Raw genomic sequence first — 23518 nt, 5'->3', positions numbered from 1 at the left:
TTTAAATGAGTCGTATTGGAAAAAGACTGGGTCATCGAACGTTTACATTTATTATATCATATAATCTAGAGATAAATAAAATCTTTTTTCTGGTAAAAAGGAAAAAGCTCCCTTCTTTTCCATAATTTTCTTCTCAAATTATGGTACAATGAAGAGTAAGATTTTAAATAGAAATGAGACTGATTTGTATGAGAAAATTTGATAGCCATTCGATTCCGATTCGGCTTAATTTATTGTTTTCAATTGTCATTCTGCTCTTTATGGCCATCATTGGTCGCCTGCTGTACATGCAGGTGTTGAATAAGGATTTTTATGAGACAAAATTAGCATCTGCTAGTAAAACAAAGGTGACCACTAGTTCAGCTCGAGGCGAAATTTATGATGCTAGCGGCAAGCCTTTGGTTGAAAATACTGTGAAACAAGTTGTTTCCTTTACTCGAAACAACAAAATGACGGCTGCAGATTTAAAAGAAACAGCCAAGAAGTTGCTGGCTTATGTGGAAGTTTCTTCTCCAACATTGACTGACCGACAGTTAGCAGACTATTATCTAGCAGATCAAGATGTCTATAAGAAAGCAGTGGAAAGTTTACCACGTGAGAAGCGACTTGATTCTGATGGCAATCAATTATCTGAATCCGAGCTTTACAATAATACTGTTGAAAGTATCGATCCAAGTCAATTGACCTACTCTGATGACGAAAAGAAAGAAATTTACCTCTTTAGCCAACTTAATGCAGTTGAAAATTTTGCGACAGGAACCATTGCGACAGATTCCTTGACAGATACTCAGATTGCTTTGATAGCTTCGGCCTCTAAGAATTTACCTGGTATCAGTATTTCAACTTCGTGGGATCGAAAGGTCCTAGAGACTTCACTTGCGTCTATAGTAGGAAGTGTATCCAGTGAAAAAGCTGGTCTTCCAGCTGAAGAAGCAGATGCTTATATCAAAAAGGGTTATTCTCTAAATGACCGTGTTGGAACCTCTTATCTAGAAAAACAATATGAAGAAACCTTGCAAGGAAAACGTTCTGTGAAAGAAATCCAGCTAGACAAGTATGGCAATATGGAAAGTGTCGAAAATATCGAAGATGGTACCAAAGGGAATAATATTAAACTGACCATCGATTTGGCCTTTCAAGATAGCGTGGACAATCTTCTTAAGAGTTATTTCAATTCCGAGTTAGGAAATGGAGGAGCCAGATATTCTGAAGGTGTTTATGCAGTTGCTTTGAACCCAAAAACAGGTGCAGTTTTGTCTATGTCAGGGCTCAAACATGATTTGAAAACGGGAGAGTTGACGCCTGATTCCTTGGGAACGGTGACCAATGTCTTTGTCCCAGGTTCGGTTGTCAAGGCGGCGACCATCAGTTCTGGTTGGGAGAATGGAGTCTTGTCAGGGAACCAGACCTTGACAGACCAACCGATTGTCTTCCAAGGCTCAGCTCCGATTAATTCTTGGTATACTCAAGCCTACGGTTCATTCCCGATTACAGCTGTGGAAGCCTTGGAGTATTCTTCTAATGCCTATATGGTTCAAACGGCTTTGGGCATTATGGGGCAGACCTATCAACCCAATATGTTTGTTTTAACTAACAATTTAGAATCCGCTATGGGGAAACTTCGTTCGACATTTGCTGAATATGGTCTTGGAGCCTCAACAGGCATTGACCTTCCAGATGAGTCAACTGGTTTTATACCAAAAGAGTATAATTTCGCTAATTACATTACCAATGCATTTGGTCAGTTTGATAACTACACCCCAATGCAATTGGCCCAGTACGTTGGAACTATTGCCAACAACGGTGTTCGGATTGCACCTCACATTGTCGAGGGGATTTATGGAAATAATGAACAAGGTGGTTTAGGAGATTTAATTCAATCTATTGATACCAAGGAAATGAATAAAATTAATATTTCTGAGTCTGATGTTTCCATCCTCCAACAAGGTTTTTATCAAGTTTCTCACGGAGGGAGTGCTCTGACAACAGGTCGTGCCTTTTCAAATGGCGCAGCGGTATCCATTAGTGGAAAAACAGGTACTGCCGAAAGTTATGTTGAGGGTGGTCAAAAAGCTAACAATACCAATGCTGTGGCCTATGCACCATCAGATAATCCTCAAATCGCTGTAGCTGTTGTCTTTCCTCATAACACCAACCTTACAAATGGTGTCGGACCTTCCATTGCGCGCGACATTATCAACCTCTATAACCAACATCATCCAATGAATTAGAAAGGAACATATGCTTTATCCAACACCTATTGCTAAGCTAATTGACAGTTATTCTAAGTTACCGGGTATCGGGATTAAGACGGCTACCCGTCTGGCCTTCTATACTATTGGAATGTCTGATGACGATGTCAATGAATTTGCTAAAAATCTCCTTTCTGCTAAGAGAGAGCTGACCTACTGTTCCATCTGCGGTCGCCTGACTGATGACGATCCTTGCTCTATCTGTACCGATCCGACTCGTGACCAGACAACGATTCTGGTTCTCGAAGATAGTCGCGATGTGGCAGCCATGGAGAATATCCAAGAATACCATGGACTCTATCATGTCTTGCATGGACTCATTTCTCCCATGAATGGTATCAGTCCAGATGATATCAATCTCAAGAGCCTGATGACTCGTCTTATGGATAGTGAAGTTTCAGAAGTGATTGTGGCGACCAATGCTACAGCAGATGGTGAAGCGACATCCATGTATCTTTCACGCTTGCTCAAGCCAGCTGGTATCAAGGTTACACGTCTAGCACGAGGTCTAGCTGTGGGAGCGGACATTGAGTATGCGGATGAAGTTACACTCTTACGAGCCATTGAAAATCGAACAGAGTTGTAAGTGTAGACAAATTAATACACTCAATTCATTTAGACAAAAATCACGGAGACCGACAGTTGTTTTATCGGTCTCTTTTTAGATTTATTGAAGACCAGTATCAGGTTCAAGTTTCAAAAAAGAAGCAAATATGATATACTAAAGAACGAGTATTCTATTAGAATTGGAACAAATAATATGAAACAAACGATTATTCTTTTATACGGTGGACGTAGTGCAGAGCGTGAAGTCTCTGTTCTTTCAGCTGAGAGTGTGATGCGTGCGGTCAACTACGACCGTTTCACAGTCAAGACTTTCTTCATCAGCCAGTCAGGTGACTTTATTAAAACGCAAGAATTTAGCCAGACTCCAGGTCAAGAGGATCGTCTTATGACCAATGAAACCATTGATTGGGATAAGAAAGTTGCACCAAGTGCCATCTACGAAGATGGTGCAGTGGTCTTCCCAGTCCTTCATGGTCCGATGGGAGAGGATGGCTCTGTTCAAGGATTCTTGGAAGTTTTGAAAATGCCTTACGTTGGTTGCAACATCTTGTCATCAAGTCTTGCCATGGATAAAATCACGACCAAGCGTGTCTTAGAATCTGTCGGGATTGCCCAAGTTCCTTATGTGGCCATCGTTGAAGGCGATGATGTGACTGCTAAAATTGCCGAAGTTGAAGAAAAATTGTCTTATCCAGTTTTCACAAAACCATCAAACATGGGTTCTAGTGTCGGTATTTCTAAATCTGAAAACCAAGAGGAACTCCGTCAAGCTTTGAAACTTGCCTTCCAATATGACAGCCGTGTCTTGGTTGAGCAAGGGGTAAATGCCCGTGAAATCGAGGTTGGTCTCTTGGGCAACTACGATGTCAAAAGCACGCTTCCAGGGGAAGTAGTCAAGGATGTTGCCTTTTATGACTACGATGCCAAGTATATTGACAACAAGATTACTATGGACATCCCAGCCAAAATCAGTGATGATGTGGTATCTGTCATGCGTCAAAATGCAGAAACTGCCTTCCGTGCCATTGGTGGGCTCGGTCTATCTCGTTGCGATTTCTTCTATACAGATAAGGGAGAGGTTTTCCTCAACGAGCTCAATACCATGCCAGGTTTCACCCAGTGGTCTATGTACCCACTACTTTGGGACAATATGGGAATCAGCTATCCAGACTTAATCGAGCGATTGGTTGACCTTGCCAAGGAAAGTTTTGACAAGCGCGAAGCGCATTTGCTATAAAATGAAAGAGGGGGTAGAAGCCAGAACCATCACTGCAAGGTGACTAGAGTTCTCGAGCTTCGACCCTTTTTAAAGGAGTAGAAATGAAATTAACAATCCATGAAGTGGCCCAAGTTGTAGGAGCTAAAAATGATATCAGCATCTTTGAGAACACCCAGTTAGAGAAGGCTGAGTTTGACAGTCGTCTGATTGCGACAGGAGATTTATTTGTCCCCCTCAAAGGTGCGCGTGACGGTCACGACTTTATCGAAACAGCTTTTGAAAAGGGCGCTGCTGTAACCCTGTCTGAGAAAGAAATCGCAAACCATCCCTATATTCTAGTAGATGATGTGCTTACTGCTTTTCAAACTCTAGCATCTTACTATCTTGAAAAAACGGCTGTTGATGTCTTTGCTGTTACAGGTTCAAATGGCAAGACAACGACCAAAGATATGTTAGCGCACTTGTTATTAACAACCTATAAAACATACAAAACACAAGGCAACTACAATAACGAGATTGGCCTTCCCTACACAGTTCTCCACATGCCTGAAGGAACAGAAAAGTTGGTCTTGGAGATGGGGCAGGATCACTTGGGAGATATTCATCTCTTGTCTGAATTGGCTCGTCCCAAAACAGCCATCGTGACCTTGGTTGGCGAAGCCCATTTGGCCTTTTTCAAAGACCGTTCTGAGATTGCTAAAGGAAAAATGCAAATTGTTGATGGCATGTCGTCTGGTTCCTTGCTTTTGGCACCAGCAGATCCGATTGTAGAGGACTACTTGCCAACTGATAAAAAGGTAGTTCGTTTTGGGCAAGGGGCAGAGTTGGAAATTACCGACTTGGTAGAACGTAAGGATAGTCTGACCTTTAAGGCTAATTTCTTGGAGCAAGGCCTTGATTTGCCAGTGACTGGTAAGTACAATGCTACTAATGCCATGATTGCGTCCTATGTTGCCCTGCAAGAAGGAGTTTCAGAGGAGCAAATTCGTCAGGCCTTCCAAAATCTTGAATTGACGCGTAACCGTACCGAGTGGAAGAAAGCAGCTAATGGAGCAGATATTCTGTCTGACGTATATAATGCCAATCCAACTGCTATGAAGCTGATTTTGGAGACATTCTCTGCCATTCCAGCCAATGAAGGTGGCAAGAAAATTGCAGTTTTGGCGGATATGAAGGAACTGGGCGACCAGTCTATTCAGCTTCATAATCAGATGATTTTGAGCCTCTCGCCTGATGTGCTGAATACCGTTATTTTTTATGGAGAAGACATTGCTGAATTAGCCCAACTTGCCAGTCAAATGTTCCCAATTGGCCACGTTTACTATTTCAAGAAAACAGAAGACCAAGACCAATTTGAAGACCTAGTCAAGCAGGTCAAAGAAAGCCTTGGAGTCAATGACCAAATCCTACTCAAAGGCTCTAACTCTATGAATCTAGCCAAGTTGGTAGAAAGTTTAGAAAATGAAGCAAAGTGATTTTGTCAAACATTTATGTATTTTTAAATCCATTTTTGACAAATAGCATGGTATAATAAAATGCAGGAAAATTTTGAATCATGAGGAAGACTAGATGAATTTATGGGATATTTTCTTTACGACCCAAGCAACAGAACCACCCAAATTTGACCTTTTTTGGTATGTTAGCCTATTTACGCTTTTAGCTTTGACCTTTTATACAGCCTATCGTTATCGTGAAAAGAAGGTTTGCCAACGATTTTTTAAAATCTTGCAGGCTGTTCAGTTGATACTCCTTTATGGTTGGTATTGGGTCAATCATATGCCGTTGTCAGAAAGCCTACCTTTTTACCATTGCCGTATGGCTATGTTTGTAGTGCTCTTGCTTCCTGGTCAGTCCAAATATAAACAATACTTTGCATTATTGGGGACATTTGGGACACTAGCGGCCTTTGTTTATCCAGTGCCAGATGCCTATCCTTTCCCACATATTGCGATTTTATCCTTTATCTTTGGCCACTTAGCTCTCTTGGGGAATTCTCTAGTTTATCTATTGAGACAGTATAAAGCGCGATTGCTGGATGTGAAGGGAATTTTTCTCATGACCTTTGCACTAAATGCCTTGATTTTTGTGGTCAATTTAGTAACAGGTGGAGATTACGGATTCTTGACAAAACCACCATTGGTTGGAGACCATGGCTTAGTAGCTAATTATTTGATTGTTTCTATAGCCTTGTCTGCTGCAATAACTTTGACTAAGAAAATCTTGGAACTATTTTTAGCACAAGAAGCAGAAAAAATGATTGCAAAGAAAGCTTGATTTTAAGCTTTCTTTTTTTCATAAATCTGATTTTTTATAACTTGTTTGGAAAATAAAAAAATCTAAGGAACGAATGTGAAAAAATGGTAAGTAAATTTAGGAAAAACTAAGCACGATTGGATTTTTTGTGTTATAATATTCTGTGAATAGCTATGCCCTATTTTAGCTATTTTGAATAGAAGTTTGAAACTTGGAAGAGAGAGGATGCGATGTAATGGCTAGAGATGGTTTTTTTACAGGCTTAGATATCGGAACTAATTCGATTAAAGTATTGGTTGCCGAACTTAGAAATGGTGAACTTAATGTAATTGGTGTAAGTAATGCCAAGAGTAAAGGTGTAAAGGATGGGATTATCGTTGATATTGAAGCAGCAGCAACTGCTATCAAGTCAGCTATTTCCCAAGCAGAAGAGAAAGCTGGCATTTCAATCAAATCAGTGAATGTTGGTTTGCCTGGAAATCTTTTGCAGGTAGAACCAACTCAAGGAATGATTCCAGTTACATCTGATACAAAAGAAATTACAGATCAAGATGTCGAAAATGTTGTCAAATCAGCCTTGACAAAGAGTATGACACCGGATCGTGAAGTCATTACTTTTATTCCAGAAGAATTTATCGTAGATGGTTTCCAAGGTATTCGTGACCCACGTGGTATGATGGGGGTTCGTCTTGAAATGCGTGGTTTGCTTTACACAGGTCCACGTACTATTCTTCACAATTTACGCAAGACAGTTGAGCGCTCAGGTGTTCAAGTTGAAAATATTATTATTTCACCATTGGCTTTGGTTCGTTCAGTCTTGAATGAAGGAGAGCGTGAATTTGGAGCTACTGTGATTGATATGGGAGCAGGTCAAACAACTGTTGCTACAATCCGTAACCAAGAACTCCAGTTTACAAATATTCTTCAAGAAGGTGGAGATTATGTCACAAAAGATATCTCTAAAGTCTTGAAGACTTCACAAAAACTAGCTGAAGGATTGAAATTGAACTATGGTGAAGCCTACCCTTCACTTGCAAGCAATGAAACCTTCCAAGTTGAAGTGATTGGTGAAGTAGAGCCTGTAGAAGTTACAGAAAGCTACCTAGCAGAGATTATTTCAGCCCGCATTAAGCACATTTTTGAACAAATCAAACAAGAGTTGGAAAGAAGACATTTGTTGGATCTTCCAGGTGGGATTGTTCTGATTGGTGGAAATGCTATTTTACCAGGTATTGTAGAACTTGCACAGGAAGTCTTTGGCGTTGGTGTCAAACTTTACGTTCCAAATCAAGTTGGAATCCGTAATCCTGCCTTTGCTCATGTGATTAGCTTGTCTGAATTTGCTGGTCAATTGACTGAAGTGCATTTGTTAGCACAACGAGCAGTCAAGGGTGAAGATACTTTGCGTCACCAACCAATTAATTTTGGTGGGATGATTCAACGTGTTACGCAGGTAGCACAACCGACCCCTATTCAATCAGTTCAAAATACTGAGGTAGAGCAATCAGCTTCTACGAACGTAGTTGCTCCGAAAGAAGATAAAGTATCTTCTCAAAATAAACCAAAAATCGCAGATCGTTTCCGTGGCTTAATCGGAAGTATGTTTGATGAATAAAAGAGGAAAAATAAACTATGACATTTTCATTTGATACAGCGGCTGCTCAAGGTGCAGTGATTAAAGTAATCGGTGTTGGTGGAGGTGGTGGTAACGCCATTAACCGCATGGTTGACGAAGGTGTTGCAGGCGTAGAATTTATCGCAGCAAACACAGATGTACAAGCTTTGAGTAGTACAAAAGCTGAGACTGTAATTCAGTTAGGCCCTAAATTGACTCGTGGTTTGGGTGCTGGCGGTCGACCTGAAGTTGGTCAAAAGGCAGCTGAAGAAAGCGAAGAAGCCTTGACTCAAGCTATTAGTGGAGCAGATATGGTCTTCATTACTGCAGGTATGGGGGGTGGCTCAGGTACTGGTGCAGCTCCTGTTATTGCCCGCATTGCTAAAGATCTAGGTGCTCTTACAGTTGGTGTTGTGACACGTCCTTTCGGTTTTGAAGGAAGCAAACGTGGACAGTACGCTGTAGAAGGAATCAATCAGCTTCGCGAACATGTAGATACTTTATTGATTATTTCAAACAACAACTTGCTTGAAATTGTTGATAAGAAAACTCCACTTCTTGAAGCTCTTAGCGAAGCAGATAACGTACTTCGCCAAGGTGTTCAAGGGATTACGGACTTGATTACAAACCCTGGTTTGATTAACCTTGACTTTGCCGATGTGAAAACAGTTATGGCAAATAAAGGGAACGCCCTAATGGGTATCGGTATCGGTAGTGGTGAAGAACGTGTGGTCGAAGCAGCTCGTAAGGCAATCTACTCACCACTTCTTGAAACAACTATTGACGGTGCTGAGGATGTTATCGTCAACGTTACTGGGGGTCTTGATTTAACCTTGATTGAGGCAGAAGAAGCATCAGAAATTGTTAATCAAGCAGCTGGTCAAGGAGTGAACATCTGGCTCGGAACATCAATCGATGAAAATATGAAAGATGAAATCCGTGTTACAGTCGTTGCAACTGGTGTTCGTCAAGATCGTGTTGAAAAAGTTGTTGGTCATGCACCAAGACAAGCAGTTCGTCATGAACAAGCAAGTCCTAGTTATGCACACAATCATAACCGTCACTTTGATATGGCTGAAACTGCTGAAATTCCAAGTCCAGCACCTCGCCGTACAGAAACTTCTCAAACTTCAGCATTTGGTGATTGGGACTTGCGTCGTGAGACAATTGTTCGACCAACTGATTCAGTGGTATCACCAGTTGAACGTTTCGAAGCACCATCTTTACACGATGAGGATGAATTAGACACTCCTCCATTTTTCAAAAATCGTTAAGTAAATGAATTTGAAAGAAAATACAGAACGTGTTTTTCAACAAATAAAAGATGCAAGTCAGCAGTCAGGAAGAGAAGTCAATTCTGTTTCGGTTGTTGCTGTTACAAAATATGTAGACGTACCGACAGCGGAGGCTTTGCTTCCGCTAGGTGTGCATCATATTGGTGAAAATCGTGTGGATAAATTTCTTGAGAAATATGAAGCTTTAAAAGATAGAAATATTACCTGGCATTTGATTGGAACCTTGCAAAGACGCAAGGTCAAAGATGTCATTCAGTATGTTGATTATTTCCATGCTTTGGATTCATTAAAGCTAGCAGAGGAAATTCAAAAAAGAAGTGACCGAGTTGTTAAGTGTTTCTTACAAGTAAATATCTCAAGGGAAGAGAGCAAACATGGTTTTTCAAAGGAAGAACTATTGGAGCTCTTGCCAGAATTGGCCACCTTAGATAAAATCGAATATGTCGGCTTGATGACCATGGCTCCTTTTGAAGCTAGTAGTGATGAGTTGAAAGAAATTTTTAAAGCTACGCAGGATTTGCAACTAGAAATTAGAGAAAAACAAATTCCCAATATGCCAATGACGGACTTGAGTATGGGTATGAGTCGTGACTACAAGGAAGCGATTGAATTTGGCTCAACATTTGTCAGAATTGGTACAGCATTTTTTAAATAGGAAAGAAATATGTCTTTAAAAGATAGATTTGATAAATTTATAGATTATTTTACAGAAGATGGAGAAGATGTTGGTACTGCATATCAGCCTAAAGCTGAAGAGCCGATTGTGACTCCAGTCTCTTCTGTTCAAGAGTTGCCTCAACAAGCTGGTAGCACGCCATCTAAAGATAAAAACATCACTCGTCTTCATGCCCGTCAACAAGAGTTGGCTATGCAAAGTCAACGTTCTACTGATAAGGTGACAATTGATGTTCGTTATCCACGTAAATACGAAGATGCCACAGATATTGTTGATTTATTAGCTGGTAACGAAAGTATTTTGATTGATTTCCAATATATGACAGAAGTTCAAGCTCGTCGTTGTTTGGACTATCTGGATGGGGCGCGCCATGTTTTAGCTGGTAACATGAAAAAGGTAGCATCTACTATGTACCTGCTGACACCAGTTGATGTTGTCGTCAATATTGAAGACATCAAAATTCCAGATGAATCACAAAATGGTGAATTTGGCTTTGATATGAAACGCACGAGAGTGAGATAATGATCTTTCTCATTCGTTTTGTTCAAAATGCAGTGGATATCTATTCACTGATTCTAATCGTGTTTGCTCTGATGTCTTGGTTTCCCAATGCTTATGAATCACGTCTTGGACGCTTGATTATTAGTTTAGTGAAACCGATAATAGCTCCCTTGCAACGTTTACCCCTCCAGATTGCAGGTCTTGACTTGTCTGTCTGGATTGCGGTATTACTAGTTCACTTCCTAGGGGAGCAGTTGATTCGACTTTTAGTGATCTTTCTATGAACAAGATGATTTATCAACACTTTTCTAAGAATGATTCGTCTTTTATTGATAAGGGATTAGAATGGATAAAAAAGGTAGAAGATTCTTATTCTCCTTTTTTAACACCTTTTGTAAATCCCCATCAAGAAAATATTTTAAAGGTGCTAGCATCAACCAACAGCATCTCCTACATGAGCAGTCGGCAGTTTCTTGAAACTGAATATGTACGGGTACTCCTGTATCCTGATTATTTTGAGCCGGGATTCTCTGATTTTGAACTTTCCTTGCAAGAAATTGTCTATCCTAATAAGTTTGAACGCCTAACGCATGCAAAAATATTAGGGACTGTTTTAAATCAGCTGGGAATTGATAGGAAGCTATTTGGTGATATCTTAGTCAACGAAGAGAGAGCACAGATTATCATTAATCGACAGTTTATGCTCCTTTTTCAAGACGGCATTACGAAAATTGCTCGGTTACCGGTTCGTCTAGAAGAACGGGATTTTACTGAGAGAATTGCTACAGTAGAAGATTATCAAGAATTAGATATTTGTATTGCTAGTTCTAGATTAGATGTTTTTCTAGCAGGTGTCTTCAAGCTGTCTAGAAATCAGGCAAGTCAGTTAATTGAAAAACAGGCAGTCCAAGTGAATTACCATTTAGTTGAAAAATCAGATTATGCAGTTCAAGTTGGTGATTTGATTAGTGTGAGGAAATTTGGTCGATTGAAACTCGTTAGAGATAATGGGCAAACAAAAAAAGATAAAAAGAAATTAACGGTCCAATTGTTATTAAGTAAGTGAGGAAAAATATGCCAATTACATCGTTAGAAATCAAAGATAAAACTTTTAGCACACGCTTCAGAGGGTTTGATCAAGAAGAAGTAGATGAATTTTTAGATATTGTAGTCCGTGATTATGAAGATTTGGTTCGCTCTAATCATGATAAGGATTTACATATTAAGAGTTTGGAAGAGCGTTTGTCTTACTTTGATGAGATGAAAGATTCATTGAGCCAGTCTGTATTGATTGCACAAGATACAGCAGAGCGAGTAAAACAAGCTGCAACGGAACGTTCAAACAATATTATCCAACAAGCAGAGCAAGATGCCCAACGTTTGTTGGAAGAAGCTAAGTACAAGGCAAATGAAATTCTTCGTCAAGCAACTGACAATGCTAAGAAGGTTGCTGTTGAAACAGAAGAATTGAAGAACAAGAGTCGTGTCTTCCATCAACGTCTTAAATCTACAATTGAGAGCCAGTTAGCAATTGTTGAATCTTCAGATTGGGAAGATATTCTTCGCCCAACAGCGACTTATCTTCAGACAAGTGATGAAGCTTTCAAAGAAGTGGTCAGCGAAGTCTTAGGTGACTCTGTCTTGCAACAACATCCAGAGGAAGAACCAATTGATATTACTCGCCAGTTTTCTCCCGAGGAAATGGCTGAGTTGCAAGCGCGTATCGAAGCGGCTAATAAGGAACTTGCAGAAGCCGAAGCAAGAGCTGAGCAGGAACAAGTGGTTTCACCAGCTCCGGTTTTTGAAGAAAGTCCAGCTCATCCAGTTGGTCCAATGTATGAAGAGCCAGAAGTAGCTCCAAGCCATTACTCAGGACCAACACCAGCTACTGAAGCTGTAAGCTCAGAACCAGGTTTTGCGGCACCGCAAGAATCTGTTACAATTTTATAAGAAATATTCTGAGAACAATATCTTATCCTTATATTTCCAGCGAGCAGGAGATGGTGTGAGTCCTGCATTCCCTATTGATAAGATTATCCTCTCAAAAACTCAAGTCTGAAGCTAGTAAGATTTGACGTTCCCCACGTTACGGGAAAAGAGGGAGAAAGACTAGATCTTTTTCCGAACAAAGGTGGTACCACGATTTTCGTCCTTTTTGGCAGTCGTGGTTTTTAATTTGTTATTATTTATAAAGGAGATACCATGAAACTCAAAGATACCCTTAACCTTGGGAAAACAGCTTTCCCAATGCGTGCAGGCCTTCCTACCAAAGAGCCAGTTTGGCAAAAGGAATGGGAAGATGCAAAACTTTACCAACGTCGTCAAGAATTGAACCAAGGAAAACCTCATTTCACCTTGCATGATGGCCCTCCATACGCGAACGGAAATATTCACGTTGGACACGCTATGAACAAGATTTCAAAAGATATCATTGTTCGTTCTAAGTCTATGTCAGGATTTTATGCTCCTTATATTCCAGGTTGGGATACACATGGTCTGCCAATCGAGCAAGTTTTGGCAAAACAAGGTATCAAACGTAAAGAAATGGACTTGGTTGAGTACTTGAAACTTTGCCGTGAATATGCTCTTTCTCAAGTAGATAAACAACGCGAAGACTTCAAACGTTTGGGTGTTTCTGGTGACTGGGAAAATCCATATGTGACTTTGACTCCTGACTATGAAGCAGCTCAAATCCGTGTATTTGGTGAGATGGCTAATAAAGGTTACATCTACCGTGGTGCTAAACCAGTTTACTGGTCTTGGTCATCTGAGTCGGCTCTTGCTGAAGCGGAGATTGAATACCATGATTTGGTTTCAACTTCCCTTTACTATGCCAATAAGGTAAAAGATGGCAAAGGTGTTCTAGATACAGATACTTATATCGTAGTTTGGACAACAACTCCATTTACCATCACAGCTTCTCGTGGTTTGACTGTTGGTGCAGATATTGATTACGTCTTGGTTCAACCTGCTGGTGAAACTCGTAAGTTTGTCGTTGCTGCAGAATTATTGACTAGCTTGTCTGAGAAATTTGGTTGGGCTGATGTTCAAGTGTTGGCAACTTACCGTGGTCAAGAACTCAACCACATCGTAACAGAACACCCATGGGATACAGCTGTAGATGAGTTGGTTATCCTTGGTGACCACGTTACCACTGACTCTGGTACTGGTATTGTCCATACAGCCCCTGGTTTTGGTGAGGATGACTACAATGTTGGTATTGCTAATGGTCTTGAAGTCGCAGTGACTGTTGACGAGCGTGGTATCATGATGGCTAATGCTGGTCCTGAGTTTGAAGGTCAGTTCTACGAAAAGGTTGTTCCAACTGTTATCGAAAAACTTGGTAACCTCCTTCTTGCCCAAGAAGAAATCTCTCACTCATACCCATTTGACTGGCGTACGAAGAAACCAATCATCTGGCGTGCAGTTCCACAATGGTTTGCCTCAGTTTCTAAATTCCGTCAAGAAATCTTGGATGAAATTGAAAAAGTGAAATTCCACTCAGAATGGGGTAAAGTCCGTCTGTACAATATGATTCGTGACCGTGGTGACTGGGTTATTTCTCGTCAACGTGCTTGGGGTGTTCCGCTTCCAATCTTCTACGCTGAAGATGGCACAGCGATCATGACAGCTGAAACGATTGAACACGTGGCTCAACTCTTTGAGGAACACGGTTCTATCATCTGGTGGGAACGTGATGCCAAGGACCTCTTGCCAGAAGGATTTACTCATCCAGGTTCACCAAACGGCGAGTTCAAGAAAGAAACAGATATCATGGACGTTTGGTTTGACTCAGGTTCATCATGGAATGGAGTTGTGGTAAACCGTCCAGAGTTGACATATCCAGCAGACCTTTATCTTGAAGGTTCTGACCAGTACCGTGGTTGGTTCAACTCATCACTTATTACATCTGTTGCTAACCATGGCGTAGCACCTTACAAACAAATCTTGTCACAAGGTTTTGCCCTTGACGGTAAAGGTGAGAAGATGTCTAAATCTCTTGGAAATACCATTGCTCCAAGCGATGTTGAAAAACAATTTGGTGCTGAAATCTTGCGTCTTTGGGTAACAAGTGTAGACTCAACCAACGACGTGCGTATCTCTATGGATATCTTGAGCCAAGTCTCTGAAACTTACCGTAAGATTCGTAACACCCTTCGTTTCTTGATTGCTAACACATCTGACTTTAACCCGTCTCAAGATGCAGTAGCTTACGATGAACTTCGTTCAGTTGATAAGTACATGACGATTCGCTTTAACCAGCTTGTGAAAACGATTCGTGATGCTTACGCAAACTTTGAATTCTTGACAATCTACAAGGCCTTGGTGAACTTTATCAACGTTGACTTGTCAGCCTTCTACCTTGATTTTGCTAAAGATGTTGTTTACATCGAAGGTGCCAAATCACTGGAACGCCGTCAAATGCAGACTGTCTTCTATGACATTCTTGTGAAAATCACGAAACTCTTGACACCAATTCTTCCTCACACTGCGGAAGAAATCTGGTCATACCTTGAGTTTGAAGCAGAAGATTTTGTTCAATTGTCAGAATTGCCAGAAGCGGAAACTTTTGCTAATCAAGAAGAAATCTTGGATACATGGGCAGCCTTTATGGATTTCCGTGGACAAGCTCAAAAAGCCTTGGAAGAGGCTCGTAATGCCAAAGTTATCGGTAAATCACTTGAAGCACACTTGACAGTTTATCCAAATGAAGTGGTGAAAACTCTACTTGAAGCAGTAAACAGCAATGTGGCTCAACTTTTGATCGTGTCAGACTTGACCATCGCAGAAGGACCAGCTCCAGAAGCTGCCGTTAGCTTCGAAGATGTGGCCTTCACAGTTGAACGCGCTGCAGGTGAAGTATGTGACCGTTGCCGTCGTATTGACCCAACAACAGCAGAACGCAGCTACCACGCAGTCATCTGTGACCACTGTGCAAGCATCGTAGAAGAAAACTTTGCGGAAGCAGTAGCAGAAGGATTTGAAGAGAAATAAGGTTGAAAAGTCTAGGCAAAACTCAATTTGAGAAGAAAAGACAACTAATCTTATAGACTATAAAGCGCATTGTATCAAGGTTTTGAACACCTGATACGATGCGTTTTTATCATGTAAAAACCTTTTTTTCCTGCTCTTGTTTCAATCAAATCTACATCGTTATATATTGTGGAAATTCAAAAAGCTCATGATTCATCTGAAAAGCAGATTTCATGAGCTTTTATTGTAATTCTAAATAGATTCATTAATCAAGTATTTGAGATTTAATAGGAGATGCTCTAAAGTTAGGACTGTTTTCTCATACTGATCTAGCTGGTAGAGATTTTGAAAATAGTCTTGGATATCGTCTTCAAAATATTGCGGTAGATGAGAGCAATTTTTTTTTGCGTACTGGAGCATGCGTTTTTCTCCTGGATGGAGCTGCTCATTGAAAGCAAAGAGCAAATCGAAATAAGAAGCGAAAAACTCGCTACTACGGTGATTGATGCTGAGTAAGTCTTGGCGTTTGAGAGCTTTTTTGATTTGTCTTGAAAAAGCTGGCATAGCTTGGTCGAGAAGCAGAAACTGTTTGTTGATGATATTCTTTTTCAGCTCAGCTGGATAAGGAAGATTGTACTTTTTCTGGAGGGCAGCATAGTGATCATCTCGATCGTAGAGAATCTTGCTATTGAGCAGATTGTACCACATACAAGTAGTGTAAGAATTCTGGGCTTGGTGCTCTAAAACTACGACCTGTAAATCTTTGTCAAATTCGTCTAGAGAGCGGTAAATCAGCTCAATCTCTATGCCATTATTGAGAACACAATCATCCTCCAATTCCCAAAATTGATTGCCGATTTCCATATAGGAGCAGTATTTACTGAGAATTTTTTTTCGGATGTCTGAAGAGAGAGGAGCACTGAGGTAGACATATACATCATAGTCAGAGTCTTTGTCAAAATCTTGTCCAGCTCGTGATCCTCCTAGAGCTAGTGCCTCTACTTGATCTAGTTGAGCCAATTCTTTAAAGAGATGTTGTGGCATAATGTTAACCTTTTTTATTTTTTGACATCATTCTAACAAAAAGCAAGGAGATTAGCAAGAGTGAAATGGAAATTTCTTTTCACATATTTGCTTATATTTGTTTAAAGCAATCCCACTGCCAAACAGTCCTTTCCTTTTTGGTTTTGACTAGCTTTTTTGTGAAAAATTGTGTAAAATAGAATAGATAAACGAGGGAAAACCTCGGAAAATTTAAAGGAGAATCCATCTAATGGTAAAATTGGTTTTTGCTCGCCACGGTGAGTCTGAATGGAACAAAGCTAACCTTTTCACTGGTTGGGCTGATGTTGATTTGTCTGAAAAAGGTACACAACAAGCGATTGACGCTGGAAAATTGATCAAAGAAGCTGGTATCGAATTTGACCAAGCTTATACTTCAGTATTGAAACGTGCGATCAAAACAACTAACTTGGCTCTTGAAGCTTCTGACCAATTGTGGGTTCCAGTTGAAAAATCATGGCGTTTGAACGAACGTCACTACGGTGGTTTGACTGGTAAAAACAAAGCTGAAGCTGCTGAACAATTTGGTGATGAGCAAGTTCACATCTGGCGTCGTTCATACGATGTATTGCCTCCAAACATGGATCGTGATGATGAGCACTCAGCTCACACTGACCGTCGTTACGCTTCACTTGACGATTCAGTTATCCCAGATGCTGAAAATTTGAAAGTGACTTTGGAACGTGCCCTTCCATTCTGGGAAGATAAAATCGCTCCAGCTCTTAAAGATGGTAAAAACGTATTCGTAGGAGCTCACGGTAACTCAATCCGTGCCCTTGTAAAACACATCAAAGGTTTGTCAGATGACGAAATCATGGACGTGGAAATCCCTAACTTCCCACCATTGGTATTCGAATTCGACGAAAAATTGAACGTAGTTTCTGAATACTACCTTGGAAAATAAAAAATTGTAAGTCTAGAATTGATTTCTAGGCTTTTTATGTTAGTATGGAAGTATGATAAGGAATAAAAAACAAGATTATGTATTGACCTACAAGCGACCAGCGTCAACAATATATAAGGGTTGGGAAGAAGAGGCCTTACCGATAGGCAATGGTTCTTTAGGGGCAAAAATATTTGGGCTTATAGGGGCTGAGCGGATTCAATTCAATGAAAAAAGTCTCTGGTCTGGTGGTCCACTTCCTGATAGTTCAGATTATCAGGGTGGAAATCTTCAGGATCAGTATGTTTTTTTAGGTAAGATTCGGCAGGCTTTGGAAAAGAGAGATTACAATCGGGCTAAGGAACTGGCTGAGCAGCACCTAGTTGGGCCCCAAACGAGTCAATATGGGACCTATCTGTCCTTTGGAGATATTTTCATTGAGTTCAGCCAACAAGGTAAGGCTTTGTCTCAGGTGACGGATTACCAGAGACAGCTGAATATCAGTAAGGCGCTTGCTACGACTTCTTATGCCTATAAGGGAACGAGATTTGAACGTGAAGCCTTTGCCAGTTTTCCAGATGATCTCTTGGTTCAGAGCTTTTCTAAGGAAGGGTCGGAAACTCTAGATTTTACTATAGAACTGTCCTTGACCCGTGATTTGGCTTCTGATGGAAAGGATGAGCAGAAAAAGTCTGATTACAAGGAGTGCCAGCTGGATATTACTGATTCTCATATCTTGATGAAGGGATGGGTTAAGGATAATGATCTTCAGTTTGCTGGCTGTCTAGCTTGGCAAACGGATGGTGATATTAGAGTCTGGTCGAATAAGGTTCAGATATCAGGAGCCAGTTATGCCAATCTCTTCTTGGCAGCTAAGACAGATTTTGCCCAAAATCCTGCTAGCAATTATCGCAAGAAACTAGATTTAGTGCAACAGGTGATAGACTTGGTGGAGATAGCTAAAGAAAAGGGCTATACCCGATTGAAATCAAGGCATATTGAGGACTACCAAGCTTTATTCCAGCGTGTTCAATTGGATTTGGGAGCTGATTTTGAATCATCCCCTACGGATGATTTGCTAAAAAATTATAAGCCACAAGAGGGGCAGGCTTTGGAGGAACTGTTCTTCCAGTATGGGAGGTATTTATTGATTAGTTCTTCCAGAGATTGCCCAGATGCTCTACCAGCTAACCTACAGGGAGTCTGGAATGCGGTCGACAATCCTCCTTGGAATTCGGACTATCACCTGAATATCAACTTGCAGATGAATTATTGGCCAGCCTATGTGACTAACCTCTTAGAAACGGCCTTTCCGGTCATCAACTATATCGATGATTTGCGTGTCTATGGTCGCATAGCGGCTGCAAGGTATGCAGGAATCGTTTCTCAGAAAGGGGAAGAGAATGGTTGGTTGGTCCATACTCAAGCGACTCCTTTTGGCTGGACGGCACCTGGTTGGGATTACTATTGGGGCTGGTCGCCAGCTGCCAATGCGTGGATGATGCAAACGGTCTATGAAGCCTATACATTTTATAGGGACCAAGACTATCTCAGGGAGAAAATTTATCCCATGTTGAGGGAAACGGTTCGTTTTTGGAATACCTTTTTACATGAGGATAAGGAGGCCCAGCGTTGGGTGTCTTCTCCGTCTTATTCCCCAGAACATGGCCCGATTTCGATTGGCAATACCTATGACCAATCTCTGATTTGGCAGTTATTTCATGATTTTATTCAGGCTGCTCAGGAATTGGGACTGGATGAGGCTTTGTTGACTGAGGTCGAGGAGAAGTTTGATTTGCTTAATCCTCTTCAAATCACTCAATCTGGTCGAATCAGGGAGTGGTATGAGGAGGAAGAGCAGCATTTTCAAAATGAGAAAGTGGAGGCTCAACATCGGCATGCTTCCCATCTGGTGGGACTTTATCCTGGAACTCTCTTTAGTCATAAGGGGCAAGAGTATCTTGATGCGGCGCGTGCTAGCCTCAATGATCGTGGAGATGGGGGAACAGGCTGGTCCAAGGCTAATAAGATCAATCTCTGGGCGCGTTTGGGAGATGGCAATCGAACCCATAAATTATTAGCAGAGCAGTTAAAGACATCCACCTTGCCCAATCTTTGGTGTAGCCACCCTCCTTTTCAGATAGATGGTAATTTTGGTGCTACTAGTGGCATGGCAGAAATGTTGCTTCAGTCTCATACAGCTTATCTGGTGCCCCTAGCTGCCCTACCCGATGCATGGTCATCAGGTTCCGTTTCAGGTTTAATGGCACGTGGACATTTTGAAGTTAACATGAGGTGGGCGGATAAAAAACTTTTACAGATGACCATTTTATCAAGAAGTGGGGGAGATTTGCGAGTCTCTTATCCAGGTATTGAGAAGAGTGTGATTAAAATGAATCAAGAAAAAATAAAATCGAAATGCATAGGGAAAGATTGTATTTCGGTGGCAACAGCAGAAGGTGATCTGGTTCAATTTTATTTTTAAGAAGATGTTATACTCTTCTAAAATCTCTTCAAACCACGTCAGCTTTATCTGCAACCTCAAAGCGGTGCTTTGAGCAACCTGCGGCTAGCTTCCTAGTTTGCTCTTTGATTTTCATTGAGTATTAGAAGGCAGTAGTTTGAGACTGCCTTTTAATAAGGATTTGAGAATGTAAGCAGTTTCCAACTAGTTGAAAAAGCGTTATAATGGTAGTAGGAAGTAATTTGTTTGAGAGAGGGTGGGTATTATGGCTTATATTGAGATGAAACACTGTTACAAGCGTTATCAGGTTGGGGACACGGAGATTGTGGCCAATCGTGATGTGAATTTTGAAATTGAAAAGGGTGAATTGGTGATTATCCTTGGTGCGTCAGGTGCAGGTAAGTCAACAGTTCTCAATCTCCTAGGGGGAATGGATACCAATGATGAAGGGGAAATCTGGATAGATGGTGTTAATATTGCAGACTATAGTTCCCACCAGAGGACCAATTACCGTCGTAATGATGTCGGCTTTGTTTTTCAATTTTATAATCTAGTTTCCAATCTAACCGCTAAGGAAAATGTGGAACTGGCCTCTGAAATCGTGACAGATGCCTTGAATCCTGAGCAGGTCTTGACAGATGTAGGTCTGGCTCATCGTCTCAACAACTTTCCAGCTCAGCTTTCTGGAGGGGAGCAACAGCGAGTCTCCATTGCACGCGCGGTAGCCAAAAATCCTAAAATTCTCCTTTGTGATGAACCGACTGGAGCCTTGGATTATCAGACGGGCAAGCAAGTCTTGAAGATTCTTCAAGACATGTCTCGTCAAAAGGGAGCGACTGTTATCATCGTGACTCATAATGGAGCTTTGGCTCCCATTGCTGATCGCGTGATTCATATGCACGATGCCAGTGTCAAGGATGTGGTGATCAACCAGCATCCTCAGGATATCGATACATTGGAGTACTAGCATGATCAAGCGAAAAACCTATTGGAAGGACTTAATTCAGTCTTTCACAGCCTCCAAGGGGCGTTTTTTATCCATCTTAACCTTGATGATGTTAGGGTCTCTAGCCCTAGTAGGCCTCAAAGTGACTAGCCCCAACATGGAGGCGACAGCTAATGCTTATTTAACAACTGCTCAAACCTTGGATTTGGCAGTCATGTCTAACTATGGTTTGGATCAAGCAAATCAAGAAGAACTAGAACAGACCCAGGGCGCAGAGGTTGAGTTTGGCTATTTGACAGATGTGACTATGGAGAATGGGCAGAATGCCATTCGGCTGTACTCCAAACCAGAGAGAATTTCAACCTTTCAGCTAAGAGAGGGACGACTTCCTCAGTCCGACAAGGAAATCGCTTTGGCCACTCATTTGCAAGGCAAATACAGCGTGGGACAGGAGATTAGTTTTAAAGAAAAAGAAGAGGGTCATTCCTCTTTAAAAGACCATACTTATACCATTACTGGTTTTGTGGATTCAGCTGAAATCCTCTCCCAGCGAGATATGGGCTACGCAGCAAGTGGAAGTGGGACTCTGACAGCCTATGGGGTGATTTTACCTAGTCAGTTTGATCAGAAAGTCTACAATATAGCTCGTTTAAAATATCAAGATTTGTCAGGTTTAAATGCTTTTTCAGCAACTTATGAAGAAAAATCCAAACAGCATCAGGAAGACCTAGAACAAGCTTTGTCAGATAATGGCAAGGCACGTCTGCAAGTGTTGAAAAAAGAAGGACAAGAGTCTCTAGACAAAGGCCAAGAGACCCTTGACAAGGCTGATACTAATTTGCAGGAAGGCAAGCGTCGTTTAGCAACTGCTCAAGCTCGTTTACAGGATCAGGAAAGTCAACTAGCCTTGCTTCCTCAAGCTCAGAGAGAGCAGGCTAGTGCTCAACTTGTCCAAGCCAAGCAGGAATTGAGCAAGGAAGAGGATAAACTAAAGCAGGCTGAACAAAATCTAGCCCAAGAAAAGGAAAAATTAGAAAAACATCAGCAAGTCTTGGATGATTTAGCTGAGCCCAAGTATCAAGTCTATAATCGGCAAACCATGCCAGGTGGTCAAGGCTACCTCATGTACAGTAATGCTTCAGCCAGTATTCGGGCAGTGGGCAATATCTTTCCTGTAGTGCTTTATGCCGTAGCAGCTATGGTGACCTTTACAACCATGACTCGTTTTGTGGATGAAGAGCGAACTCATGCAGGGATTTTTAAGGCCCTGGGCTATCGCAGTAAGGATATTATCGCCAAGTTTCTCCTTTATGGTCTAGTAGCTGGGACTGTCGGAACAGCTCTAGGTAGTATACTTGGACATTATTTACTAGCCGGTGTGATTTCAAGTGTTATTACAAAAGGTATGGTAGTGGGAGAAACCCAGATTCAGTTCTATTGGACCTATAGCTTTCTGGCTCTTGTCTTGAGTTGGTTGGCGAGTGTGTTACCAGCCTACTTGGTAGCTCGTAGGGAACTTCATGACGAAGCAGCCCAGCTTTTACTGCCTAAACCTCCTGTTAAAGGAGCTAAAATCTTACTAGAGCGCATCGGTTTTATCTGGCGTCGTCTCAGTTTTACCCATAAGGTAACAGCCCGCAATATTTTCCGTTATAAGCAGCGTATGTTGATGACGATCTTTGGTGTGGCAGGTTCAGTCGCTCTGCTCTTTGCAGGTTTGGGAATCCAATCCTCTGTAGCAGGAGTTCCGTCTAGACAGTTTCAACAAATCCAACAGTATCAGATGATTGTCTCTGAAAATCCTAGTGCGACCAATCAGGATAAGGCAAATCTAGAAGAAGTGTTGAAAGGGCAGGACATCCAAGCCTACCAGAAAATCTATTCAAAAACGCTAGACAAGGATTTCAAAGGTAAGGCGGGTCTTCAGACAATTACCCTTATGATGACAGAGAAGGAGGATTTGACTCCCTTTATTCATCTGCAAAATCGTCAGCAGGAGATGACATTAAAAGATGGCGTCGTTATTACAGCTAAACTTGCCCAACTGGCAGGTGTCAAGGTTGGGCAGACTCTAGAAATTGAAGGTAAGGAACTAACGGTCGCTGCTATTACTGAGAACTACGTTGGTCACTTTATTTATATGAGTCAGGCTAGCTATGAGCAACTTTACGGACAGGTACCCCAAGCCAACACTTATTTGATCTCGTTAAGGGATACCAGTGCTACTAGTATCGAAAGGCAGGCAGGCTTGCTTATGAATCAAGCTGCGGTGTCCAGCGTTGTCCAAAATGCTTCAGCCATTCGACTCTTTGACTCTGTCGCTAGCTCACTCAATCAGACCATGACTATCTTAGTTATCGTGTCGGTTCTATTGGCTATCGTTATCCTCTACAATCTGACTAACATCAACGTAGCTGAGAGAATCCGTGAACTCTCCACTATCAAGGTTCTCGGCTTTCATAATAAGGAAGTCACCCTCTACATTTACCGTGAGACGATTGTGCTGTCTCTTTTGGGAATCGTACTTGGTCTGGTATCAGGTTTCTATTTACACCAATTTTTGATTCAAATGATTTCGCCTGCGACTATTCTCTTTTATCCGCAGGTAGGCTGGGAAGTCTATGTAATCCCAGTAGCAGCAGTAAGCACCATTTTGACCCTGCTTGGCTTCTTTGTCAATCATCATCTGAGAAAGGTTGATATGCTTGAAGCCTTGAAATCTGTAGAGTAATACTCAATGAAAATCAAAGAGCAAACTAGGAAGCTAGCCTCAGGCTGTACTTAAGTACGGTAAGGCGACGATGACGTGGT

The 23518-nt window shown here is 41.3% G+C and carries 18 protein-coding genes; 17 read left to right on the top strand and 1 reads right to left on the bottom strand.

The features are described from left to right. Positions 1 to 173 precede the first annotated feature (173 nt). From pbp2b to ileS, 13 genes are all read left to right on the top strand, one after another. Positions 174 to 2231, top strand: coding sequence for a penicillin-binding protein PBP2B (gene pbp2b, locus B7703_RS06385; protein WP_084924084.1), 2058 nt, complete (start codon positions 174 to 176; stop codon positions 2229 to 2231). A gap of 10 nt (positions 2232 to 2241) precedes the next feature. Continuing rightward, complete coding sequence (recR, locus tag B7703_RS06380) at positions 2242 to 2838, top strand: recombination mediator RecR (protein WP_000966754.1); 597 nt, start codon at positions 2242 to 2244, stop codon at positions 2836 to 2838. Between the two features lie 174 nt (positions 2839 to 3012). Next, positions 3013 to 4056 carry a D-alanine--D-alanine ligase gene (locus B7703_RS06375; protein ID WP_084924082.1) on the top strand — a complete coding sequence of 348 codons (1044 nt, stop codon included), beginning with the start codon at positions 3013 to 3015 and terminating at the stop codon, positions 4054 to 4056. An 83-nt stretch (positions 4057 to 4139) separates the two neighbouring features. Continuing rightward, complete coding sequence (locus tag B7703_RS06370; protein WP_084924080.1) at positions 4140 to 5513, top strand: UDP-N-acetylmuramoyl-tripeptide--D-alanyl-D-alanine ligase; 1374 nt, start codon at positions 4140 to 4142, stop codon at positions 5511 to 5513. Positions 5514 to 5607: 94 nt separating this feature from the next. Beyond that, the gene (locus tag B7703_RS06365) at positions 5608 to 6312 is read left to right on the top strand and encodes a YwaF family protein (protein ID WP_084924079.1); all 705 of its coding nucleotides are present in this window, start codon (positions 5608 to 5610) and stop codon (positions 6310 to 6312) included. 214 nt (positions 6313 to 6526) lie between these two features. Then, the gene (ftsA, locus tag B7703_RS06360; RefSeq protein ID WP_084924077.1) at positions 6527 to 7906 is read left to right on the top strand and encodes a cell division protein FtsA; all 1380 of its coding nucleotides are present in this window, start codon (positions 6527 to 6529) and stop codon (positions 7904 to 7906) included. A 17-nt stretch (positions 7907 to 7923) separates the two neighbouring features. Then, positions 7924 to 9180 (top strand): cell division protein FtsZ, encoded by a 1257-nt coding sequence (ftsZ, locus tag B7703_RS06355; protein WP_045611161.1) that lies wholly within the window; start codon positions 7924 to 7926, stop codon positions 9178 to 9180. A 4-nt stretch (positions 9181 to 9184) separates the two neighbouring features. After that, positions 9185 to 9856: a YggS family pyridoxal phosphate-dependent enzyme gene (locus B7703_RS06350; RefSeq protein ID WP_042750722.1), complete on the top strand. Its 672-nt coding sequence runs from the start codon at positions 9185 to 9187 to the stop codon at positions 9854 to 9856. A 9-nt stretch (positions 9857 to 9865) separates the two neighbouring features. Continuing rightward, entirely contained in the window at positions 9866 to 10399 is a 534-nt protein-coding gene (locus B7703_RS06345; protein ID WP_084924076.1) for a cell division protein SepF, read from the top strand. Continuing rightward, the gene (locus tag B7703_RS06340) at positions 10399 to 10662 is read left to right on the top strand and encodes a YggT family protein (protein WP_004257761.1); all 264 of its coding nucleotides are present in this window, start codon (positions 10399 to 10401) and stop codon (positions 10660 to 10662) included. The genes B7703_RS06345 and B7703_RS06340 overlap by 1 nt, the downstream gene beginning before the upstream one ends. Next, positions 10659 to 11444: a YlmH family RNA-binding protein gene (locus B7703_RS06335; RefSeq protein ID WP_084924074.1), complete on the top strand. Its 786-nt coding sequence runs from the start codon at positions 10659 to 10661 to the stop codon at positions 11442 to 11444. Before B7703_RS06340 ends, B7703_RS06335 begins: the two co-directional genes overlap by 4 nt. Before the next feature lie 8 nt (positions 11445 to 11452). Then, entirely contained in the window at positions 11453 to 12328 is an 876-nt protein-coding gene (locus B7703_RS06330) for a DivIVA domain-containing protein (protein WP_080890709.1), read from the top strand. Between the two features lie 252 nt (positions 12329 to 12580). Then, entirely contained in the window at positions 12581 to 15373 is a 2793-nt protein-coding gene (gene ileS, locus B7703_RS06320; protein WP_084924071.1) for an isoleucine--tRNA ligase, read from the top strand. A 231-nt stretch (positions 15374 to 15604) separates the two neighbouring features. Here the strand turns inward: ileS and B7703_RS06315 are convergent, their stop codons facing one another. Further along, the gene (locus tag B7703_RS06315; protein WP_084924070.1) at positions 15605 to 16396 is read right to left on the bottom strand and encodes a nucleotidyltransferase domain-containing protein; all 792 of its coding nucleotides are present in this window, start codon (positions 16394 to 16396) and stop codon (positions 15605 to 15607) included. 229 nt (positions 16397 to 16625) lie between these two features. Between B7703_RS06315 and B7703_RS06310 the strand changes: the two genes are divergently transcribed. The 4 genes from B7703_RS06310 (at position 16626) to B7703_RS06290 (ending at position 23438) form a co-directional block, all read left to right on the top strand. Then, the gene (locus B7703_RS06310; protein ID WP_000240129.1) at positions 16626 to 17318 is read left to right on the top strand and encodes a phosphoglycerate mutase; all 693 of its coding nucleotides are present in this window, start codon (positions 16626 to 16628) and stop codon (positions 17316 to 17318) included. 52 nt (positions 17319 to 17370) lie between these two features. Then, positions 17371 to 19782: a glycoside hydrolase family 95 protein gene (locus B7703_RS06305; RefSeq protein ID WP_084924068.1), complete on the top strand. Its 2412-nt coding sequence runs from the start codon at positions 17371 to 17373 to the stop codon at positions 19780 to 19782. Between the two features lie 244 nt (positions 19783 to 20026). Next, the gene (locus B7703_RS06295; RefSeq protein WP_084924066.1) at positions 20027 to 20728 is read left to right on the top strand and encodes an ABC transporter ATP-binding protein; all 702 of its coding nucleotides are present in this window, start codon (positions 20027 to 20029) and stop codon (positions 20726 to 20728) included. A 1-nt stretch (position 20729) separates the two neighbouring features. Beyond that, entirely contained in the window at positions 20730 to 23438 is a 2709-nt protein-coding gene (locus tag B7703_RS06290; protein ID WP_084924064.1) for an ABC transporter permease, read from the top strand. Positions 23439 to 23518 lie beyond the last annotated feature (80 nt).

The sequence above is a fragment of the Streptococcus mitis genome (genome assembly GCF_002096735.1).
Classification (GTDB): domain Bacteria; phylum Bacillota; class Bacilli; order Lactobacillales; family Streptococcaceae; genus Streptococcus; species Streptococcus mitis_CZ.
This window is presented reverse-complemented; position numbering and strand designations above follow the sequence as displayed.